At 45.9% G+C, this 20,254-nt stretch carries 14 protein-coding genes; 4 read left to right on the top strand and 10 right to left on the bottom strand.

What is annotated here, in order from left to right; all coding sequences use genetic code 11:
* The first annotated feature begins 72 nt into the window (after positions 1 to 72).
* The gene (locus EJ063_RS01830) at positions 73 to 1,326 is read left to right on the top strand and encodes an SGNH/GDSL hydrolase family protein (RefSeq protein ID WP_126572302.1); all 1,254 of its coding nucleotides are present in this window, start codon (positions 73 to 75) and stop codon (positions 1,324 to 1,326) included.
* Positions 1,327 to 1,439: 113 nt separating this feature from the next.
* Here the strand turns inward: EJ063_RS01830 and EJ063_RS01825 are convergent, their stop codons facing one another.
* Complete coding sequence (locus tag EJ063_RS01825) at positions 1,440 to 1,628, bottom strand: hypothetical protein (RefSeq protein ID WP_126572301.1); 189 nt, start codon at positions 1,626 to 1,628, stop codon at positions 1,440 to 1,442.
* A gap of 39 nt (positions 1,629 to 1,667) precedes the next feature.
* On the bottom strand, positions 1,668 to 4,025 hold the full coding sequence (locus tag EJ063_RS01820) for a fatty acid cis/trans isomerase (RefSeq protein ID WP_126572300.1): 2,358 nt from the start codon (positions 4,023 to 4,025) through the stop codon (positions 1,668 to 1,670).
* 178 nt (positions 4,026 to 4,203) lie between these two features.
* On the opposite strand from EJ063_RS01820, the gene EJ063_RS01815 reads away from it, so the two are divergent.
* Positions 4,204 to 4,860, top strand: a complete 657-nt coding sequence (locus EJ063_RS01815; protein ID WP_126572299.1) for a M23 family metallopeptidase — start codon at positions 4,204 to 4,206, stop codon at positions 4,858 to 4,860.
* A gap of 5 nt (positions 4,861 to 4,865) precedes the next feature.
* Here the strand turns inward: EJ063_RS01815 and EJ063_RS01810 are convergent, their stop codons facing one another.
* The 7 genes from EJ063_RS01810 to EJ063_RS01780 form a co-directional block, all read right to left on the bottom strand.
* Positions 4,866 to 5,762 (bottom strand): siderophore ABC transporter substrate-binding protein, encoded by an 897-nt coding sequence (locus tag EJ063_RS01810; protein ID WP_126572298.1) that lies wholly within the window; start codon positions 5,760 to 5,762, stop codon positions 4,866 to 4,868.
* 9 nt (positions 5,763 to 5,771) lie between these two features.
* Positions 5,772 to 7,688 (bottom strand): TonB-dependent receptor domain-containing protein, encoded by a 1,917-nt coding sequence (locus EJ063_RS01805; RefSeq protein ID WP_126572297.1) that lies wholly within the window; start codon positions 7,686 to 7,688, stop codon positions 5,772 to 5,774.
* A gap of 170 nt (positions 7,689 to 7,858) precedes the next feature.
* Positions 7,859 to 9,193 carry a HAMP domain-containing sensor histidine kinase gene (locus EJ063_RS01800; RefSeq protein ID WP_126572296.1) on the bottom strand — a complete coding sequence of 445 codons (1,335 nt, stop codon included), beginning with the start codon at positions 9,191 to 9,193 and terminating at the stop codon, positions 7,859 to 7,861.
* Positions 9,190 to 9,939, bottom strand: a complete 750-nt coding sequence (locus tag EJ063_RS01795; protein ID WP_439333264.1) for a response regulator transcription factor — start codon at positions 9,937 to 9,939, stop codon at positions 9,190 to 9,192. The genes EJ063_RS01800 and EJ063_RS01795 overlap by 4 nt, the downstream gene beginning before the upstream one ends.
* Positions 9,940 to 10,036: 97 nt before the next feature.
* Positions 10,037 to 11,650: a VRR-NUC domain-containing protein gene (locus tag EJ063_RS01790; RefSeq protein WP_126573090.1), complete on the bottom strand. Its 1,614-nt coding sequence runs from the start codon at positions 11,648 to 11,650 to the stop codon at positions 10,037 to 10,039.
* 77 nt (positions 11,651 to 11,727) lie between these two features.
* Positions 11,728 to 12,960 (bottom strand): L-lactate MFS transporter, encoded by a 1,233-nt coding sequence (locus EJ063_RS01785; protein WP_126572294.1) that lies wholly within the window; start codon positions 12,958 to 12,960, stop codon positions 11,728 to 11,730.
* Between the two features lie 321 nt (positions 12,961 to 13,281).
* Positions 13,282 to 14,742 (bottom strand): DUF3360 family protein, encoded by a 1,461-nt coding sequence (locus EJ063_RS01780; RefSeq protein ID WP_126572293.1) that lies wholly within the window; start codon positions 14,740 to 14,742, stop codon positions 13,282 to 13,284.
* A 366-nt stretch (positions 14,743 to 15,108) separates the two neighbouring features.
* Here EJ063_RS01780 and EJ063_RS01775 point away from each other — a divergent pair, with 366 nt between their 5' ends.
* Entirely contained in the window at positions 15,109 to 17,658 is a 2,550-nt protein-coding gene (locus tag EJ063_RS01775; RefSeq protein WP_126572292.1) for a DUF294 nucleotidyltransferase-like domain-containing protein, read from the top strand.
* 18 nt (positions 17,659 to 17,676) lie between these two features.
* On the opposite strand, the gene EJ063_RS01770 is transcribed toward EJ063_RS01775, so the two are convergent.
* Positions 17,677 to 19,335 (bottom strand): electron transfer flavoprotein-ubiquinone oxidoreductase, encoded by a 1,659-nt coding sequence (locus tag EJ063_RS01770; protein ID WP_126572291.1) that lies wholly within the window; start codon positions 19,333 to 19,335, stop codon positions 17,677 to 17,679.
* A gap of 165 nt (positions 19,336 to 19,500) precedes the next feature.
* Here EJ063_RS01770 and EJ063_RS01765 point away from each other — a divergent pair, with 165 nt between their 5' ends.
* Positions 19,501 to 20,253: an electron transfer flavoprotein subunit beta/FixA family protein gene (locus EJ063_RS01765; protein WP_126573089.1), complete on the top strand. Its 753-nt coding sequence runs from the start codon at positions 19,501 to 19,503 to the stop codon at positions 20,251 to 20,253.
* The last annotated feature ends 1 nt before the right edge of the window (position 20,254 follow it).

Genomic DNA, 20,254 nt, shown 5'->3' with positions numbered 1-20,254 from the left:
AATTAGAGTAAATAGTCAGAAACTGTGCTCTTAGATGAGATCTTTTCTCATTAAACAAAGAGCGGGAATCTTATGAAAAGAACCATGACATTACTGAGTGCTTTATTACCACTCTCATTTGCTTCAGCTTCAGAAGAGCTAATAACGCCTGAAATGATCTCTCCAGCGCAGGTTGTTAGTGCGCAAAGCAAGCAAACTTATACTTACGTTCGCTGTTGGTACCGCACTAGCTATTCAAACGATGACTCCGCGACTGATTGGGAGTGGGCAGAAAACCCAGACGGCAGTTATTTTACGTTGGATGGCTATTGGTGGAGTTCGGTGTCTTTCAAAAACATGTTCTATACAGACACGGCCAATAACGTGATTAAAGAACGCTGCGAACAAACTTTAGACCTGGCGAATGAAAATGCCGACATCACTTTCTATGCTGCAGATAATCGCTTCTCATACAATCACACCATATGGAGTAACGATTCCGTCGTTCAAGCACAGCAAATCAACAAAATCGTAGCGTTTGGCGATAGCTTGTCCGATAACGGCAACATCTTTAACGCATCACAGTGGCGTTTTCCTAATCCGTACAGTTGGTTCTTAGGCCACTTCTCTAATGGGTTTGTCTGGACCGAATATATTGCCGAAGCGAAGAACTTGCCTCTATACAACTGGGCGGTTGGTGGCGCGGCGGGCGAGAACCAGTATATCGCTTTAACAGGAGTCGGTGATCAGGTGAGCTCTTACCTCACTTACGTTAAGTTAGCTAAGAACTACCAGCCTGAAAATACACTGTTTACGTTGGAGTTTGGTCTGAATGACTTCATGAATTACGGCCGTAGCGTCGCTGAAGTGAAGTCGGATTATGCTGAAGCGCTTATTCGCCTGACAGATGCCGGTGCGCAACACTTTTTACTGATGACATTACCGGATGCAACGCGAGCGCCTCAATTTACCTATTCGACGCAAGAAGAGATAGAGAAAATCCGCGCAAAGATTTTGGAAATGAATGCGTTTATCAAGGCGCAGGTTGAATACTATAGCGCGCAGGGATACACCATTACGCTGCATGATACCAACGCACTGTTTGAAAGCTTAGTTTCTGATCCGCAAGCGCATGGCTTTGTAAATGCGAGTGAAGCGTGTCTAGACATTAACCGTTCCTCAGCGGCTGATTACCTATATAACCATCCGCTGCGTTCAGAATGTGCGTATGAAGGGGCAGACAAGTTTGTCTTCTGGGATGTCACTCATCCAACGACGGCAACCCACAAATATGTCGCAGAGAAGATGTTGGAAGAGAGTAACCAATTGGCAAACCATCCATTTTAAGTCAGGCTTTTTCATAGATCTTGAATAAAAAGTCCCTTAACTACGAAGCCCTTTAACAACAAAAATGCCAGTCAGTTTAACTGACTGGCATTTTTTATGGGGGTAATGTTAGCTTAGAACCAATCGTCTTCAGGGAAGATCTTACCTTCCGGGGCATATGGGTCATCATCAAAAGGATGCTCAGCTTTATTGCGTAAGCTATCGAGTTGGTGTTCTAACATTGTCACTGCGTCGTAATCACCTTCTGAGCAAGCGACATAAATTTGCTGCTCTAGTGCTCTAATACTGTCGTTGATACCCATAATGTCCTCCCGCATCCCTACTATGCGCTGTTGAACGAATTACCTATTCTCAAATCTATTGTAGTCAAGGAGGCCAAATTCGATAGGTTGATTTTGCTGGTACCAGTGATGAACACGATCGCTAAATGGCCAGAAGTCTGGAGAGCTTCGACGAATTGCAAAGGCATCCAATAGCTTAACGTAATCTTCCTCTGTCTTAATATTTTTCAGCCTATCCACCAATTGGGGAATTTGTTTCTCCGATAGGGATAAATACGCAGCTGGGTAACTGCCGATCACACCACGCACTAACGTCAGATCATCATTCTTTAGATCGCGATTGCTCTCTTCATCAAACAGGCTCGAAATATTGGTGTGAGCGTTATTGTGAAGCAGAGTAAACAACTGATCTTCGCCTTGTTCCGACGTAATCATCAACATAACGATTTGCGGAATGTAGGTGAGTCCTTCGCCCTTGATGTGATTAATGCTGCGTAGCAATGACTCATTTTGCTTGCTCAAGCCGGTTTGTTCGATGTCATAACGATTGCTGAGCACTGGGCTAAGCTGAGTTTTGATCATATCGTAGAGTTCAGATTTTGGATCATCCGTTTGATACGGCACTTGGGTCGGTTGATCAAACGGCTTGACGTTGCGCTGCAAGAAATCACTCATCTGTGAGCTTTGATTTTGATACCAGCTCGACTGCTCTTTGTGGCGAACGTCACGCGGGAGCAAAGCGACAAAGTTACTTTCACCTTCTAAACGCAAGAAATCCATAAACATGCGGGTGATCAGCTGGTGGCCAAAGTTACCGTAAACATCAAAACCCGCAACAAGCAGATAGTGAATACGTTCAATCAGTGCGTAATCTAGAATCCACGCGGTTTTCGGAGGGGTTCCCACTAAGCCTTGCACAACCGATGCACTGTCAAAGTGACGAAATACCGTTAGGGCGGCGTTTGGATTGGTCCCATTACCGGTCCAAAGTACATCGGTCGTTAAGTACTGGCCATCTTTAAACCACTGGTTGATAAACTCGGACTTGGCTTCGAGGTATCGAGCTTGTTGACGCGAATATTTTACCCAATTGGTGACTGGCACCGTGTTACTTTCAAGCTCTCCAGGCAGTTTTAAGTTGTCGGCTTGAGAGCGGTAAAACTCATTGACCTCAGGTATGTTGGCTTTGTCAGGATCGATAAATAACACCCAGAAGCGATCATTAATAACATTCAGTGCCAGTTGACCACGACACACAGGGCCTTTAATGAAGGCGTTAATGGTGTTTTGGGAGTTATCCAACATGAACTTAAAGCGTGCTTGAACAGGCAATTCAATGAATGCACTCATTGGATTCGCAGCGATTTGCGGATCGTAACTCGGCAGTTGCGCCACGTCGTAGTCTGCATCAATAAACCACTCTTTCCAGTCACGCATACGTTGTTCATTAAGCGCGAATGGCATGTGCGTTTTATCAACGATCGTGCCTTGTTCAGGGAGCAGTCGGTAGTAGACTCGGTTAATACCTGGGTCGTCGTATGGTCGACGTGTCGTAATACGTTTTACCGGTTCGCCTGGTGGAGTGCTTGAACGCACTAATGTGAAGAAGCGTGGGGTTGGCTCATTGAGCTCAGAAAAATAGAGATGAGATAAGAACAGATGCTCATAGATATAACGAGCGGTCAGCTGAACTTTACGAGAGCCTTTATTCAATACGGTTTCGTATTCGTTGACCAAAGCTTGCTGTTCTAGGGTTAATGGAATGTGTGCATTCATGATTGCACCATTTTGTAGCCAGTCCATGAGTGTTGCGTATTCGCGGCTGTCCAGATTTGGCATCCCGTAAGGCATTCCCCATGTTGGGTAGTCTTGAGCGTATTGATCATATTCTTCAATCGTTGGGCAGACTTGTGAACGATCGACAGCAAAATCGAACCCTTCCAACTGAGGTTGTTCAGGAAGAGGGTGCTGTTCTTTTTGCATCAACATACGAGCAACCAAACCGGCTTCTAAGTTGGCCGTTGGGGTTTGAATACGTTCGTTTAAGACTGGGTGAAAGCCCAATTCACGCCACTGCTCGGTGGTGTCTGCATCTTCGAATAGACGGCTTGGCGTAGCCGCAGTCAAGCGAGTGCCTTGATAAACCAATTCTTTACTTGAACCACGGTCAATACCTTCTACTGATGACATCTTTAGCTGACACGGCGCGTCATAACAGGCGTGACAGACCACGCAGCGCTTGTCGATGATCGGCTTTACTTCTGACAAGAAGAAATCACTTTGAGGGGTATCTAACTGAGTGGTGCGCTGTTTGACCTCAGCTTCACCAAAAAGTTGATCGTAATTGAGTCCTGCATACGTCGCACAGCCTGCAAAAAGCATGACGATAACGGCTAGCATAATGGTTCTAAAATTCATTGCTCAAATTGGCTCTATTCTTTGATTTTATTATGTTTGTAAAGGATAGACGTTTAGAAAATAAAACACCATTCATTCTTCTGAGAAAGAGAATGCCTTGAGTCGCATCCTGATGTTTGAAGGCTTGCTCTGTAAGGCCAGTTAAGTAGGGTAACTGAAGCAGAGTTAGGAGGAAGTTATGTTGAATCGATGGAAGATAATAGGCTGCGCAGCCTTGGTTGTCGCGACACTGATTTTTGCTAAATGGAACACAGAGAACGAACGAGTAAAGGTCGCTCAGCAAGAGCAAAGTTTAGAATCAGATGTTGATAAAGCGATTGCAAGCAGCAGTGAAGCTTTTGCACTGCCGATGCCTAAATCGGGCATGATCCAAGACTATGCTGAGTTTGGTAAAGTGGCTCGATTTCCCAACTTGTATCATTCAGCGGCTGACTACTATGCGTCTCCGGGGGACCCTGTGTATGCAGTGGCCAATGGCATCGTCTATTTCTCTGGCTATCAAGAAGCGTATGGCGGCTTAGTTATCGTTCAGCATGAACGAGAGGGCATCTATTCTCTTTATGGTCATGTTTCAGCAAAGCGTTGGCTGGTGGACAAAGGGGATAGCGTGAAGAAAGGCCAATTGATCGGCTATATCGCTGACACTAACGAGGGTTATGGTATTGGAGCGGTGCCGCACCTTCATTTTTCTATTCGTTTAGGTAAACCAGAAGATTACCCAATGACGGGAAGAGAAAGCTGGATGACCGGCTATACCACCGAGCACCCAGCTTTTCATCGCTTTGTTGATCCAAACAAGTTCATTGTTCGAACCAAACAGTTTCATAATCAATAACCCCGTTATTGCACGACTTTCTGCATGTCATCGATCATGAACTGGGTGGCTTTAATCCCGCTGGCTGAGATGTACCAAGCTTGCGGGTTAAGATAATAAATATCATCATTTTTCGCCGCCGTTGTTTTATTAATTAGCGAATTATTCAGCTTTTGGAACGCTTCGCCTGAATCACGACCAATTGCTTGATCGCGGTCGAGAATAAGCAGATTCTCCGGGTTCGCTTTTGCTATGTACTCGTAGCTAATCAAATCACCATGGTTCTTGTCAGCGCTGTTTGAGACCGTTTCACTAAAGCCAAACAGATCATAGATAGCGCTGTAACGAGAATTCGCCCCAAACGTTGCAAGCTTGCCACCATTGGTCATGACCAACATGACTTTGGTCGAATGATCTGCTGTGAACTGCTGAATCGAATCAATTTGCTTTTGCTTATGTGCGATGAGCTTTTCGATATGATCTTGCCTTTCAAAAATCTCGCCCATCATGCGCCACGCTGTTTGAGTCGTTGGCCAATAGTTCTTTGAATCAGCCATAAACACCACGGTCGGTGCAATCTTTGATAGTTCTTCATACGATTCTGAGCTTCGATTACTGGCGATGATCAGATCCGGTTTAAGCGTGAAGATGGTTTCAAAATCTGGCTCAAACAGGGAACCCACTGCTGGGTACTTATCGTCTTGATACTTGTTTAAGTATTGAGGCATTGGCGCTTTTACCACTCCGACTGGCTCAATGTTCAAGCTATCCAGTACATCAAGAGTATCCATGCCCAGTACGATGACGCGTTCCGGTTTGGTCTCAAGCGTGGTTGTTCCCATTGGGTGTTCAACCGTAATGGTGGTGGCGCTCGCGACTAAACTCATGAGTGCGAACGTCAGTGCTAACAAGGTACTTTTCATCTCAATTCCTTAGAATGCGTAGCTAACGTTAAAGCGTACATCTCGGCCCGCGCTCGCATAGCCTTGAGCAATAGGGCTGCCGATGTATGCCATGTATGATGCGTGGTCAAAGTAGTATTTATCGAACACGTTTTTAACCGATAGGGTAAGTGTCAGGTCTTGCTCGGTAAGCGGGATCCACTGAGCGTAGATATCATGCACGCCATAGCCTGGTTTTTCTGGGTGAACCGTTGGGTCGGCAACGTCTGTTAGGCGTTCAACAAATCGTGCGTTCCAACCAAGAGACAGTTCATCATTGGCAATGTAGTTGACATCAAGCACCCAGGTATCACCAATAGATGTCCCTAGAGTAGAGTCCTCATCACTTAGTGGCACACCGTTAAGTTCAGGGTTTGATTGGTTGTAGCTTAGACGAGCATTAACTTGGTCGATTGAGTAACCGATGTAAGCCGTAAGACCTTTAGTGACTAGCTCACCGACGTTGGTGTAAGCACTGCCATCGCTCGCAACGACGTCTTCAATCGTACTGTCAAATAGCGTAATGCCTGCATAGAAATCGCTGTACGCAAACTTGGCACCCAGTTCGGTGTTTTTCGCGCGCTCAGGACCTCGGTCTTCAGCGTTTGCAGCGTAGTCGATAATAAACAGCTCTTTAATCTGCTGACCACGGAACGCTTCTGAGTAACTAGCGAATAGCTCAAGCCCAGTAGTCACTTGGTAATTGATGCCAACGTTTGGACTAAAGCCGCTTGAGTCAAACTCTTGATCTAGATTATCGGTCAGTTCATACCAATCGTAGCGAGCGCCGGCACTTAGAAGTAGTGCATCGGTTAGCTGCCAATCATCCTGAACAAACAGGCCGTAAACAGTACCTTCTTCAGTATGGTTTTGTTTACCCGCATAGTTGGTCTCAAATTCAGACTTGTCTTTCTTGTAATCGACACCGGCAATAAGCGTGTGCAAACCAACATGGGCAGTGTTAAATACTTTTGCGCCAACCGTATTGATTGTGCCGTCACTGGTGCCCCATTTAGGGTGATCGTTATGCGCAATGCGGTTGTCGGTTGTGTATAGAGAAGAATCTAAGTTTAGGTAGCTACCTGAACGGAATACGTGGTTTGCGGTAATGGTTTGACGATCAGTCTCTTGCGCCAAAGGTTCGTTTTTAAAGCTTGGCTGAAAGTGTGGGCGGTTAAGACGGGTATTGTCGTCATTGCGATAGTCGTAGCTCAGTGACACATAGTTCTTATCATTGATGTCGCCCGATAGCTTGATTAACGCCATTTGCTGATCGGTTTTGGTGTATGGTTGTTCTTCACCGTTACCATCTTCAATGTTGTCGCCTTCAACTTGGCTAAATGAAGCAAGCAGACCTAGGCCATCTGTGACTTCACCGTACAGGCTCGTCGATACTTTATAGCCATTAGTATTACTGTAGTAGCCACCTTTCACTAATGCGCCAAAACGTTCCGTTGGGCTAAGTAAGTCATGAGCATCTTTGGTTTTGAATTGGATCGCACCGCCTAATGCCCCAGGGCCATTCGTTGCTCGTCCGGCACCTGCGCTGACGTTCACTTGTTTGATAAGCTCTGGTTCAATCGACAGGCGACCTTGGTGGTGGAAGAGGCTGCCTGATTGCTCCGCGCCGTCAATCGAGATGTTAAGCATGGTATCTTCAAGACCACGTACGTAAATCTTCTGAGAGATACCAGAAGAACCACCAACGCTGACTTCTGCATCTTTACGGAAAATATCGTTAAGATCTTGCGCTTGTTGCTTATCTAGATCATCGGCGGTAATCACACTATCAACGCCAGCAAGCTGCTGACCAACAACTTGGATTGTCTCGACAGGTTCTTGGGCGGCACTCGCGGCGTGTGAAATAACTAATAAAGCGATTGGGCTTAATTTAAAAACGGTATCCATTTGACCGTAAACTCCATTGGTAATGAGAATTATTATCGAGCGAGATTTTGCGGTCGGAACGCACTGGAGTAAATCAGTTTTACAACTGTTACAAATGGATTTAATACACTTGGTGAATGTAAGGGTGAAAAGGGAGTGGAGCGTTATTGCTCCACTTGCTTCAGTCGGTATTAAACAGGTAACTGAATCACCATATCTAAGCCACGTTTGGTGTTATTGCGTGCTGAAATAGACCCTTTAACCGCTTCAATATGTCTTTTGGCGAGCGCCAGTCCAACGCCAAACCCTTTGCGTGCCCCTGTTTGGTTATCAGCTTTAAAATAGGGTCTAAAAATGGCGGATTGGAACTGTGGGTCAAGACCTGGGCCCGAGTCGGTAATGGTTATCGTCATATCTTGATCTTGGATGTCACAGCGAATGATCAAAGCTTCACCCGCAGGCGTGTACCTTAATCCATTGCGAACAATGTTTTCGATCGCTTGGGCAAGCGCTCTCTGGTTCGAGTGATGCAATGGGAGATGCTCAGGTAGATCGAGTTGAATGCGTCTATCTGGATACTCGAATTGCGCATCTTCAACGATGGTTTCAATCAGCTCGGACAAATCGAAAGACTCATCGGTTAGGTTTGGCTGTTCGTTTTCAAGCCACGCGAGAGTAAGAGTATCTTCGGCCATCTGGCGCATCGTGAACACTTCATGCCGAATACGTTGCAGCATGGTGGCGGTGTCGATTTGGTTCTCAGCACAATCAATCGCCATTTCAATTCGAGCGAGAGGGGTGCGGATCTCATGAGACATTTCAGCGATGAGGTTGCGGTTATGATTGATGACATTCGATGTGCGCTCGGCCATTTTATCGAAGGTTTGTGCAATCTGGCTAAGCTCGTCATTACCTAACACTAAATGGTTGCCGATTCGAGAATCGTAGTTGCCACGGCTAAACTCACGCGTCGCTTTGTGGAAATAATTGAGTGGCGTCATAACGTATCGGTATAAATAGATCGTCAATGCGAGGAATGCAGCAAACGGCACAATCACACGGAAGAACCAAAACGCATGCGACATATAGGTACCAGGTCGCATTCGTGCAGGAAGTTTGATCAGAAAATGGTAATCAGAGGGGGTTAATGCCACTTCCATTATTGGGTTATCTGGAAAGTCGAGATGGATTTTCCACCCTACGTTGCGACCAATTCCGTAGCCGTCCCAAAAGCGTTGGTTAAGAAGATTACCGCTCACGACCGTTATTTGAGAGCGCACTACGGTCGCCCAAGTATCTTCTTGAATCGCGAGATCGTTGACCCACTTATTGAGCTCATCATATTTGCCGTCAGACAATAAGGTTTGAGCGTGTTGGCCCCAATCGAGAATCTCTTGTTGATGCTGTTGGTCGAGGTAACTCATCTTCTCGTTGGACAAGATAGCGGCGCTGTGTAGTAAAGAAAAAAAGATCACCCCACCTAATGCAAGCACGATGAATAAGCGCCAAAAGAGTAGTTTTTTCATCGGACTATGTAACCTTTTCCGTGCATGGTTTGAATGCGATCTTGAGGCATACCTAAGTTGACTAAGCTTTTGCGAATGCGGCTTAAATGCATGTCTAAGCTGCGGTCATAAGGACTGAACTCTCGCTCTAGCACCATTTGATAGAGGTAAGGTTTGCTTTGTACTGAACCGTGATTCTGGACCAAGGTCCACAGCAACTTAAACTGAATGGGGGTTAAGGTGACTTTTCGGCAACCATCGACTGTGACTTCATATTCATGACGATCAAGCTTAAGCTCACGATGTTCTAAGTAGCGGCTTGAAGTGGTATTGGCGTTAAACCCTGAACGTCTCAATATGGCTTCGATACGTAAGCTGACTTCCGTGAAGTTGCACGGCTTACTGATGTAATCGTCAGCGCCATACTGTAAGCCTCGAATGCGATGTTCTTCTGCGCCAAAAGCAGTCAGCATGATTACCGGGGTAGTGGAGTGAGCTCGAATGTAGTTGAGCAGGCCAAATCCGTCGACTTCAGGCAGGTTAATATCAAGAATCACTAAGTCGAATTGATGTTGGCTCAAGGTACTTAATGCCAGCGCGCCACAATTGAGGTTAGTCACTTGATACTGTTGTTTGGTGAGCAGAGCCGTGAGTTGGTCGTTGAGTAATGCATCATCTTCAACCAATAAGATTCTGGGGCTTGCTGCTGTTGGTTGCTCGCTGATGTTACTTTGGCCAAAGTAAGCGGAGCTTGAGTAACTTTCCAACATAGAAAATCCTTTTATTGATAATGACAACTATTATCAATAAAAGGATTTGTTGTTTCAATGAAATATATGGATTTGTTACAAATTGTTGGTGAATTTATAGCGCTTTTACGTAGCAGACCTTCATATTGACGCCTAACGTTAAGAATCGCTCGATCCAACGCCATTGATTGTCTTGTAATTTGTCACCAGGGCCTTTGACTTCTACCCACTCATATTGCCCGTCTTTGAAGAGCATAAGATCAGGCATGCCGTTTCGGTAGAGCTTTAGGTCGGTCAGCATCACGCTAAATAGCTCGGAGACGAGCGAAGCAGGCATACACTCAATACAGGCTGATAATAGTGATTGATCAAACGCTCCCCAATGAACGAATGGGTTGCTGATCCCGATTTTATCACTATAGGTCTGGTTCAGTGTTGATAAACCGCCTGCTTCTAATGTTGCTAACGCCTGACGAATTACAGAGTCACGTTTTTTTCCAAAATCAGAGTGATACAGATCGAGCGGTTGATGCTGATATTGGTTAATGAAAGCACCTTCAATAGGGGCAAAAATGGCATCCCAGAAAGTGAGACCAAATAGACCATTGAGCAACGCATTCTCAGCATAGAACACTTGATAGCCGAGGTTTTCGAAATGTTGCTTTACTGCCAGTTCGACTCGTTGGGAAGAATGATCCAACGAGAGATGATATTCATCCAGTTTTGGTTTGGGTGGACGAGGGACTTTTTCACCAAGCTTCCGCCTTAACCGCTGCTTCAGTTTTAGCGCTACTTCGTATTCTGCAACGTCATGCGGCTGCTCAAGCATTTGAGTGACAATGTCACTCATCCCGTTGATATCATTAATCTTATCGTAAATACGAGCTTGGCGTTCCAGTGTAGGAGGAAGATCCGTTTGCCTAAACCAATGTAAGGCGTCTGAAAACAGTTCGAGTCTTTCTAGGTCTCTCGCTAAATCGTTAATCAAATGCTGACGTTTTCTTGCGATATACGGGTGTTCGATGTTTTGAGGCAGCGCTTCTAGCAAGCTAAGCAGCTCCACGCTTTCTTTACGATTGCCGTTCAGGTACTGAGATTGAATCTCGGCGAGAGATAAGAGTTGATCAACTTGGGAACGAGACTGAAAGAAGCGACGCTGTTGGCTAAGCTGGTAATCTTCAAAGCGGTTGAGGCCCAAATCATCGAGGACAAATTGGCTAAGGTCCTGATGGGTATTGGCAAAGAACAAAGTTAAGAGAACTTCGATAAATTGAGGATCGAGTAGTTCGATGACATCGAAATTGAGCGAACTGAACTGGTCAAAATCATCGTCACTCAATTCTGCCAGAAGCAGTTCTTTACGCAGAGATTTGTTTGATACCGAAAACAGAGTGCAAAGTTCTGTTTTGGTTAAGAGCGTTTCTGCTAATAAGCGCTGCGATACTTTGCCATTAATATGAATGAAACCATGGCTTTGCAGCTCAAGTAGGGCAGAGTCTAGACGAGGGATTTCAGTATAGTTGAGTTTGTCTGAGCGAAACCAACAGCCTTTACGAGATAACAATCGAACCAGCAAGCACTTAGCTGGATGAGTTATTGCATCAAATCGTGATAACCAAGAGAGTTCCGAATCCGTCAGAAAGTCTAAATACCAGTCATTGGCATGCTGGGTGAGTTTAAGAAAGTTATCAAGATAGTAGTCTGGCGCGAGTTCAATTTGGTCAGGCATCATTATGAGTTTACGGACCCTAGATACAAAAAAGGCTTACCACTTAGGGTAAGCCTTTCGCATCGAAATTGGAACGATTATGCGCTCTTCAGCTCAGCCACTTTCGCTTCAGTCAGAGGCTTAGTGATGAAGGCTAGAACAATACACACAGCCATCATAACTGCAGAGATTGTGTACGCTAGGCCGTAACCTTCGCCAGCAGTCATTGAGAAACCAACAACAGCTGCGCCGATTGCACCACCGATACCCCAAGATGTGTAAAGCACACCGTAGTTAGTACCGTAGTTCTTCAGGCCATAGAACTCAGCAGTTAGTGTTGGGAATACCGCTAGTAGAGTACCGTAACCGATCGCTGCGATTGCAGTACCGATGATTAGCGTGAACTCAGTCTTGAACGTTGCGAACAGAACCATGTTGATGCCCTGTAGAACGAACGCTAGAAGAAGAGTACGTACGCCACCGATTTTGTCTGCAAGCATACCTGCAGCAACACGGCCACCAGAGTTAAAGATCGCTAGGATAGACGCTAGGTAAACAGCGTTTGGCAGGTTCGCTTGAACGCTTGCGATAGTCGTGATGTTACCGATGATCATAAGACCAACAGAAGCTGCGAATGCGTACATGATCCATAGTGAGTAGAACTGTGGAGTTTTAAGCATTGCTTTCCAGTTAAGGTCTTCAGACTTCTTAACAGCTTTAGGAGCTTGGCCTTCTTTTACTTTAGGCTCTGCTGGTGCGTAACCCGCTGGTGGGTTGTTGATTGTTGCTGCTAGAGGAACTGCGATTGCAAGGATACCAGCACCAAGAACTTTGAAACTTGTTTGGATGCCCATTGAATCGATCAATGAAGCTGTTAGCGGAGCTAGGTAAATAGCTGCTAGACCAAAGCCTGCCGCGATGATGCCGTTAACCATGCCTTTCTTAGAAGCGTGGAACCATTTCATAGCAGAAGGAGATAGACATGCGTAACCAAAACCGATACCAGCACCTGTGATAACACCAAATGTGATGTTTAGCATCATTGGAGTATCAACAAAGCCAGATGCGATCATACCAAGGCCTGTTAGAACAGTACCAAGGATAAGGATCATGCGTGGACCCATACGGTCTTGAAGGATACCTGCAACAAGAAGACAGATAGAGAATGTGATAGTTGCAGTTGCGTAAGGTGCAGATGCTTCAGCTGCACTCCAGCCAGACTCAGTCACTAGTGCTTTGTTAAATACACTCCAAGCATACAGGATGCCAAGACAAAGGTTGATACAGAATCCCGCTAGTAGGATGCGCATAGCTTTATCAATCTTGCTCATTTTTCTTCTCATTTTTCCTCTAAAAAAGAGGATGGGTTAACAGGCGATTTTTTCAAATTAAGTTTGCGTTTATCAACATAAAGCGCAATGGGCGCGAATTATAACCAATTAAAATGTGATTGGAATCTCTTTTTCAACCAAATAGGGGATTTTTTTAAGATGTTGATTTTATGTTTCTTGTTTGAAATGAAACGAGGTGATTTTTAACAAGTCTTGTTTGTAGTGTTTATAAATGTAGAGGGGGAGTTGGAAGGTGAAATGGGGAATAAATAACCAACGAGAAGAGGGTTTGGGGGCACAATGCACTGTGCCCCTACAAATTTACTGACCGATTAGAGCCGGAATACCAGGAAGCTGACCGACCACGGCTAAAGAACCGACACACACAATAAAGGCTGCACCTGGGATTAGGTATTTGTCTTTATTTGAGAGGGATTTTGCACGTTCATGGTCACCAATTAGGCCCATGTTATCGAGCAGCATTGTTGTTGCCCAACCAAAGACAGGGTTCACAAACGCACAGGCAAATATACAAATGCCCGCGCTGAGCGAATCTTTGTGTTTATGAATCATCTGCATGCCCGCTTCAAGTAGTGGCAAGAAGACACCGACAATTAGAGCAACGCGCAGCACTGGTTCCCACATGGCCAGATCCATTGGGTAACCAATCACAGAAGCCGCGATACACATTAAGCCTGTCAGCAATGCGCCACCTGGAATTGGACGTTTGGCAATCGCCGCTGGGATCATGTAGGTACCCCAAGAAGAAGCTAAGTTACCACCGCCCAGTAAAGCACCCACACCTTGGCGAACCGAAGCACCGACCATGGTGTCATCAACATCCATCAGTACGCCTTTAGCTTCTTTCGGGTAGTTAAGCTCTTGGAATACACGGTGGCCAAGATAATCTGGTGACCACATCGCAACCGCAAGCAGGGCAAAAGGCGTCACGGCAATAAAATGTTCTAGATTTGGCCATCCTAATTGCCAACCTGTGTCTTCACCCCACCAATAGAAAGGGCTGAAGTGTGGTAGGCCTGGCTCCGTGGTAAATGAAAAATCAGCGCCTAATACATAAGCTACAATCCCTGCTAACGCTGAACAAAGTGGAATCGCCAACCAACGTTTGTTAATTTTTGCGAGGTAAGCGTAAACCATCACCGTAATACCAATCACGGCAAACGAGATGTAGCCTTGATCGGTACTCGATGCCCACGCCTCGGTTTTATTGATTTGACCGATAAGTCCTACCGCACCAAGATAAATCAACAAGCCGCCCCGAACACCAACTCCAGTCAGGGTCATCAGTTTCGATCCCCCTTTGGTAAAGGCGAGGATCAAACCAAACGCGCACACCATTAAACCCAATGCGAGAGGGTGGCCGCCCGCCGCAGCGATTAACGGTATAAGTGGGATCATTGGGCCGTGAGTACCGGCTAGGTTTGCGTTAGGGTTGAGGATGGCTGAGAAAAGAATCACAAACAGTGCGCCAGCAATCAGCAGTTCATAGCGAACATTTTCTGCAACAAACTCAGGAGAAAGGCCAAACTGCGCGGCAAAGGCGGCGACCATCGCGGTTACCATCACCACTTTACCAATCGTGGCGGCTAGAGCTGGTACCCAGTCTTCGATTTCAATGCTGTAATCGCGAGAAGGTAAATGAATACCCCAACGGCGAAAACTCATGATTTTTAGATCGTGGTTGAGGAACTCCTCTCGGCTTTCAAATTCATGCGCTTTTTTACGCATATCCCTATAAAAGGTCTTACTTGTATTAGACATCGTGTCTTCCTTTGTAATGTCCCGAAGTTGCACCATGTCAATTAGGGCTCCGCTTGCACTTGGTATACTGACCTTCGACCAGTACGTGACGACATCCCAGACGCTACCAAGCTCCTTTATCTGATTGATAAAGAGGGAAAACATAGTGTTGCTTCGGAGATGAAAACGAAACAACAGCGAGGTCATTTCGTCAAAATTCAAATCCAAACGATGGGGTCATACTAGGAAAGGGGCCTTGGCTAAATATTGATTTGAATTAATGAATGGGTCTAATGATTGATGAGATGATTGGGTTTTTATAAAAGTGCAGCGCGCCTCACGCTTTTGACTGTTTTGTTAATATGACTCAGGGTTGAGTGAAATCGAATGAAAATATCGGAACATGCAGACCGAACCGAGCGTCAATTTGGCCTCAGAGCGGAAGAGATACACCTCTGGATTGATGGTTTTTTTGATCATAGCGGACGAGAGCATCGAGAAACCATCGCAACCGATGTCGACTTCGATCCTTATTCCCACCGCCGTTTTCGTCATTGTAAAGAGGCGTTATCCGAAGCCATCAAAGAGTTCGGTGACAAGTACACTAATCAGCAAATTAAAGATGTGTTCGAAGCGCACATTCGAGATGACTATCATGGTTATCTGCCAAGCCGAGTGGATTTCGAAAACAACTCGTTCACTGCCAAATACCACGATATTGATAGCGAAGATGATTTAGCCAAGGTGCTTGATGAAAGCGAATTGGCGGAGTATTTCGACGGCGTTAATCAAGAAGAGGATCAAGGTTCATCTGGCTTTAGCCGATTTAACTTGAGAATCATTCTTCCGACCGTGTGCGCAGTTCTGCTGTTTATAACCGCGATACTCTACGTGATTCTTCCTCTGGTGGAAGGCGCCATGGTGGGGCAGAAAAAGCAGATGCTCAAAGAGCTGACGGCCACCGCTGTGAGTATTGTTGATAGCTATGTAGACAAAGAAAGGCAGGGCGAACTCACGACCTTAGAAGCGCAGTCTCAGGCGATCAACGAAATCAAATCATTGCGCTACGGACCAGAAAATAAGGACTACTTCTTCATTACGGATATGCACCCAACTATGGTGATGCATCCATACCGGGATGACTTAACCCACCAAGATCTCACTGATTATCAAGCGGATAATGAGGGTAGCTCAGTTGCGATATTTGTTGAGCTGACCAAGTTGGTTCGTCAATTTGACCAAGGTTTTTTAGAGTATCAATGGCAATGGAAAGACGACCCGACCATTACCGCTCCTAAAATGACCTATGTACAAGGTGTTGGCGCTTGGCTGTGGGTGGTTGGAACTGGGGTGTATTTAGAAGACGTTCAGCATGAGTTGAGCAAATTGGAAAAGACACTGTTTCGTATTTTCCTCGCCATTACTCTCGGTTTAGTTGCAATCATGCTTTATGTCATTACTCAGTCCAAAGCGATTGAGAAAAAACGCAAGCGAGCCGAACTGGCACTACATGAAGCGAAGAACCGCTATAAAGCGCTGGTGGAGTCTTCCAATGAAGGCTACATCCTTGAAGCAGACGGCAAGATCATCTTTTCAAATAACCGCTTACACAGATTATTGGGCTATACCGATACTGAGTTAAAAGCGTCATCAATATGGGCGTCACTGTTCTCTGAATCACCTGCCAACGAGCGAGTGTTAGAACATCTCAATAGACTGTTCAGTCATGAAACAGAGCCGAGCGAGTTTGAAGCTCAGATTGTGACCAAAAGTGGCCGAGAGATAGACATTATCCTTAGTACCTCGCGGATCTTTTTATCGGAAAAGTTAGGGCATGTTATTTCGTTTCGTCCGATTGTTCGCAAAGTCTATGGTGGCGGCTTTGCTTCGGTTAACCCTCTGACGGATTATCAGAAAACCAGTTTCAGTATCGTAGCGGATATTGAGCGAGGAGAAAGCCAAAGCCACGTGGTTGAGTCTCTCAATCGTCTAACTGACCTGATTCGAGAAATGATCTCTTCGGGAACTCGTCCCGATCATCTTAGACAATTAATTGGCACGACTTACGATGCAGCGATTTGTCGCTTTATTGAGTTGGCAATAGATGAGTTGGGTGAGCCGCCAGTTCCGTTTGCCTTTTTGTCGTTTGGCAGCAATGCTCGCCACGATATGACGCTGTTCTCTGATCAAGATAATGCGATTGTCTTTGAAGCACCCGATGACAAAGATTTAAAAGCAACACGGCGTTACTTCCTGCATTTAGCGGAGCGAGTCTGCGCCATGCTAGATCAAGCGGGTTACAGCTATTGTGATGGCCTGATCATGGCGTCTAATCATCAGTGGTGTTTGAGTGAAAAAGAGTGGCGACACAACTTTAGCCAATGGATAGAGCAAGCGAGCTCTGAGCCGATCCTTGAACTAAATGTGTTCTTTGATATTCGAGCGACTTATGGCGAGGCATCCTTGGTTGATTCGATTCAATCGCACATACAACACGAGATTGAGCTTAATCCAACATTCTTAACGACCTATGCTCAACACTGCTTGTCTCATGCCGTTCCGAATATTGAGGAGGCGGATAAAGATGTGACGATAAATATCAAAGAGTGTTTAAGGCCGATTGAATTGTTCGGTAGGCTCTATGCGCTCAAACTTGATATCCGCCACAGCAATACCTTGGCGAGGCTAGGGGGAATGCTGACGGCCAATCAAATCGATTCAGAAACCTACCGAGAAATGGCGTTTATTTTTGATCATCTATGGCGCTTACGATTCATGAATCAGATTGTGGAATACAGCGACCTTAGACAAGTTAACGATGAGTTGGCTCTCAATCAGCTCTCGGTGATCGAGCAGCAGCAACTCGATGCGGTTTTACAACGTATGAACCTGTTCCGCCACATGATTGGTGAAGATTTCGCGTTACCGACACTATAGAGCAGGCAAGCGTAGCGCTCACATCGAAGAATAACTTGGGCCGCCTCCTTCCGGTGGTCGCCACAGGATATTCTGAGACGGATCTTTGATGTCGCAGGTTTTGCAGTGCAGGCAGTTTGCCGCATTGATTTGAAGTTGCGTTTGTCCATCGACTTCTATCAGCTCATAAACACCGGCTGGGCAGTAACGCACACTCGGCTCATTAAATTGAGTTAGGTGACGCCCTGTAGGCAATGAGCGGTCGCTAACAATAAGATGGCATGGTTGATCTTCTTCGTGATGGGTGCCAGACAAATAGACAGAAGAATTTTTGTCAAAGCTCAGCACGCCATCTGGCTTAGGGTAGGCGATAGGTTTACTTGCTTCGCAGGTTTGCAATGCTAGGTGATCTGGCTGTTTATGCTTTATGTCCCATATTGAACGCTTAGTCGTCATTTTTAGCCAGAGGTTGTGCTCAAACAGAGAAATCGCTCCTCCAATAACTGGACCGAATCGATGAACGGCACCAATAAAATTACGTGACTGGTCGAGTTCTTGGTACAGCCATGAGCTTTTAAATACGCTCTCATAATCAGGCTCAGTAGTGCTGTTTAGCATAGCGTTAAAGACTGCTTCGGCGGCAATCAAACCCGATTTCATGGCAGTGTGAGTCCCTTTGATTTTGGCCGAGTTTAATGTTCCAGCGTCACAACCAATCAGCAGCCCTCCAGGGAACTGCTGTTTGGGTAGCGAGAACAGCCCGCCTTTGGCAATGGCTCTTGCTCCGTAGGCAATGCGCTCCGCACCTTGAAGCTGTTGGCTAAAAACCGGGTGATGTTTTAAGCGTTGAAACTCTTCAAATGGGCTCACGTTTGGATTGGAATAACTTAAGTCGGTGATCAGCCCGACGGCAACCTTATGATCGCCCATGTGATAGAGAAACCCGCCCCCAGTGCTGTCGGATTCACTCAAAGGCCAACCTGTTGAATGAATGACTTTACCCGCTTGATAGTGTGGCGCACTTGCATCGAGCTGCCACACTTCCTTAATGCCGAGCGCGTAGTGTTGTGGCAATGAGTCAGCATCAAGATCGAAATGACGGATGAGTTCTTTGCCCATGTGGCCTCTCGCCCCTTCAGCGAACAAGGTGTATTTCGCATTGAGTTGAACACCAGCTTGGTAGGTTGGCTTAGGTTTAGCTGAGCGATCTAGTCCCATGTCTGCGGTAATGATCCCGGTGACTTTGCCTGAGTCATCGTAACAAATCTGACTGGCTGGAAAAGCGGGGAAAATCTCAACGCCCAGTTGCTCCGCTTGCTCCCCAAGCCACTGGCATAGTTGTCCTAAGCTCACCACATAATTGTTTGAGTCATTATGCAGCGTAGATGGTGTACATATGCTGGGAACTTTGATGTGATTATGTTCACTGGTTAAATAGAACAAGCTGTCTTCACAAACCGAAGTCTTTAACGGTGCATTAAGCTGTGCCCAGTCTGGGTACAGTTCATCGAGTGCCTTGGTTTCTATGACAGCACCAGATAAGATGTGCGCTCCGATCTCAGCGCCTTTTTCTACCAGGCAAATAGAGAGATTTTGCTCATTGTCTTGACTAAGCTGAGCCAGTTTACACGCCGCTGAAAGTCCTGCAGGTCCGGCACCTACGATAACGACATCAAAGTCCATGCTTTCTCGTTCCATGATCTTTTCCTTCTCTTTCAGACAGTTGCTGTTGCTACCTTTGCCTATCTGTTTGTTTATCTCGTCTGTAATGAATAGCCACTTTACGAATAACTATAGTTACAGTTGACGTAAACGTAAACTTTACTAAGCTCAAACTAGATAGATGGCTTAGCGGAGGCAATGATGAAAGTTCTTGTCGCAATCAAGCGAGTAATTGACCCTTACACCAAGGTGCGGATTAAATCCGATGGTTCCGGTGTCGAAACCGATAACGTGAAAATGACCATGAATCCATTTTGCGAAATCGCAGTAGAAGAGGCGATTCGACTTAAAGAGTCAGGCACTGTGAGTGAAATCGTTGCTGTTTCTATCGGCGCTGCCGTCTGCCAAGAGCAGTTGAGAGGGGCGTTAGCGCTAGGTGCTGATAGAGCGATACATATCGAGTCAGACCAAGAGTGCCAACCTTTGATTGTCGCCAAAGCGTTGAAGGCTATAGTGGAACAAGAGTCGCCACAGTTAGTGTTACTTGGCAAGCAATCCGTCGACAGTGACAATAATCAGGTGGCTCAAATGCTAGCAGGGCTGCTCGATTGGCCACAGGCGACTTTTGCGTCAAATGTCGAGCTGAGTGAAGGCTCTGTTGTCGCGACTCGCGAAGTGGATGGTGGGTTAGAAACACTCAAACTGTCATTGCCTAGCGTGATAAGTACCGACCTAAGATTAAATGAACCTCGCTATGCGTCTTTACCTAACATCATGAAAGCGAAACGGAAGCCTCTTGATGAACTGAGTTTGGAATCGTTAGGGGTTGAATGCGCACAAAGCCATACGCTGCTTGAGACATTTGCGCCGGCGAAACGCTCTGCGGGCGTCAAACTGGATAACGTGGCGCAATTGGTCGACAAGTTACGCAATGAAGCAAAAGTGATTGATTAAG

It is taken from the genome of Vibrio aquaticus (assembly GCF_003970385.1).
Taxonomy (GTDB): Bacteria; Pseudomonadota; Gammaproteobacteria; order Enterobacterales; family Vibrionaceae; genus Vibrio; species Vibrio aquaticus.
The sequence above is the reverse complement of the archived record's forward strand: the minus strand, read 5'-3'. Positions and strand labels throughout refer to the sequence as shown.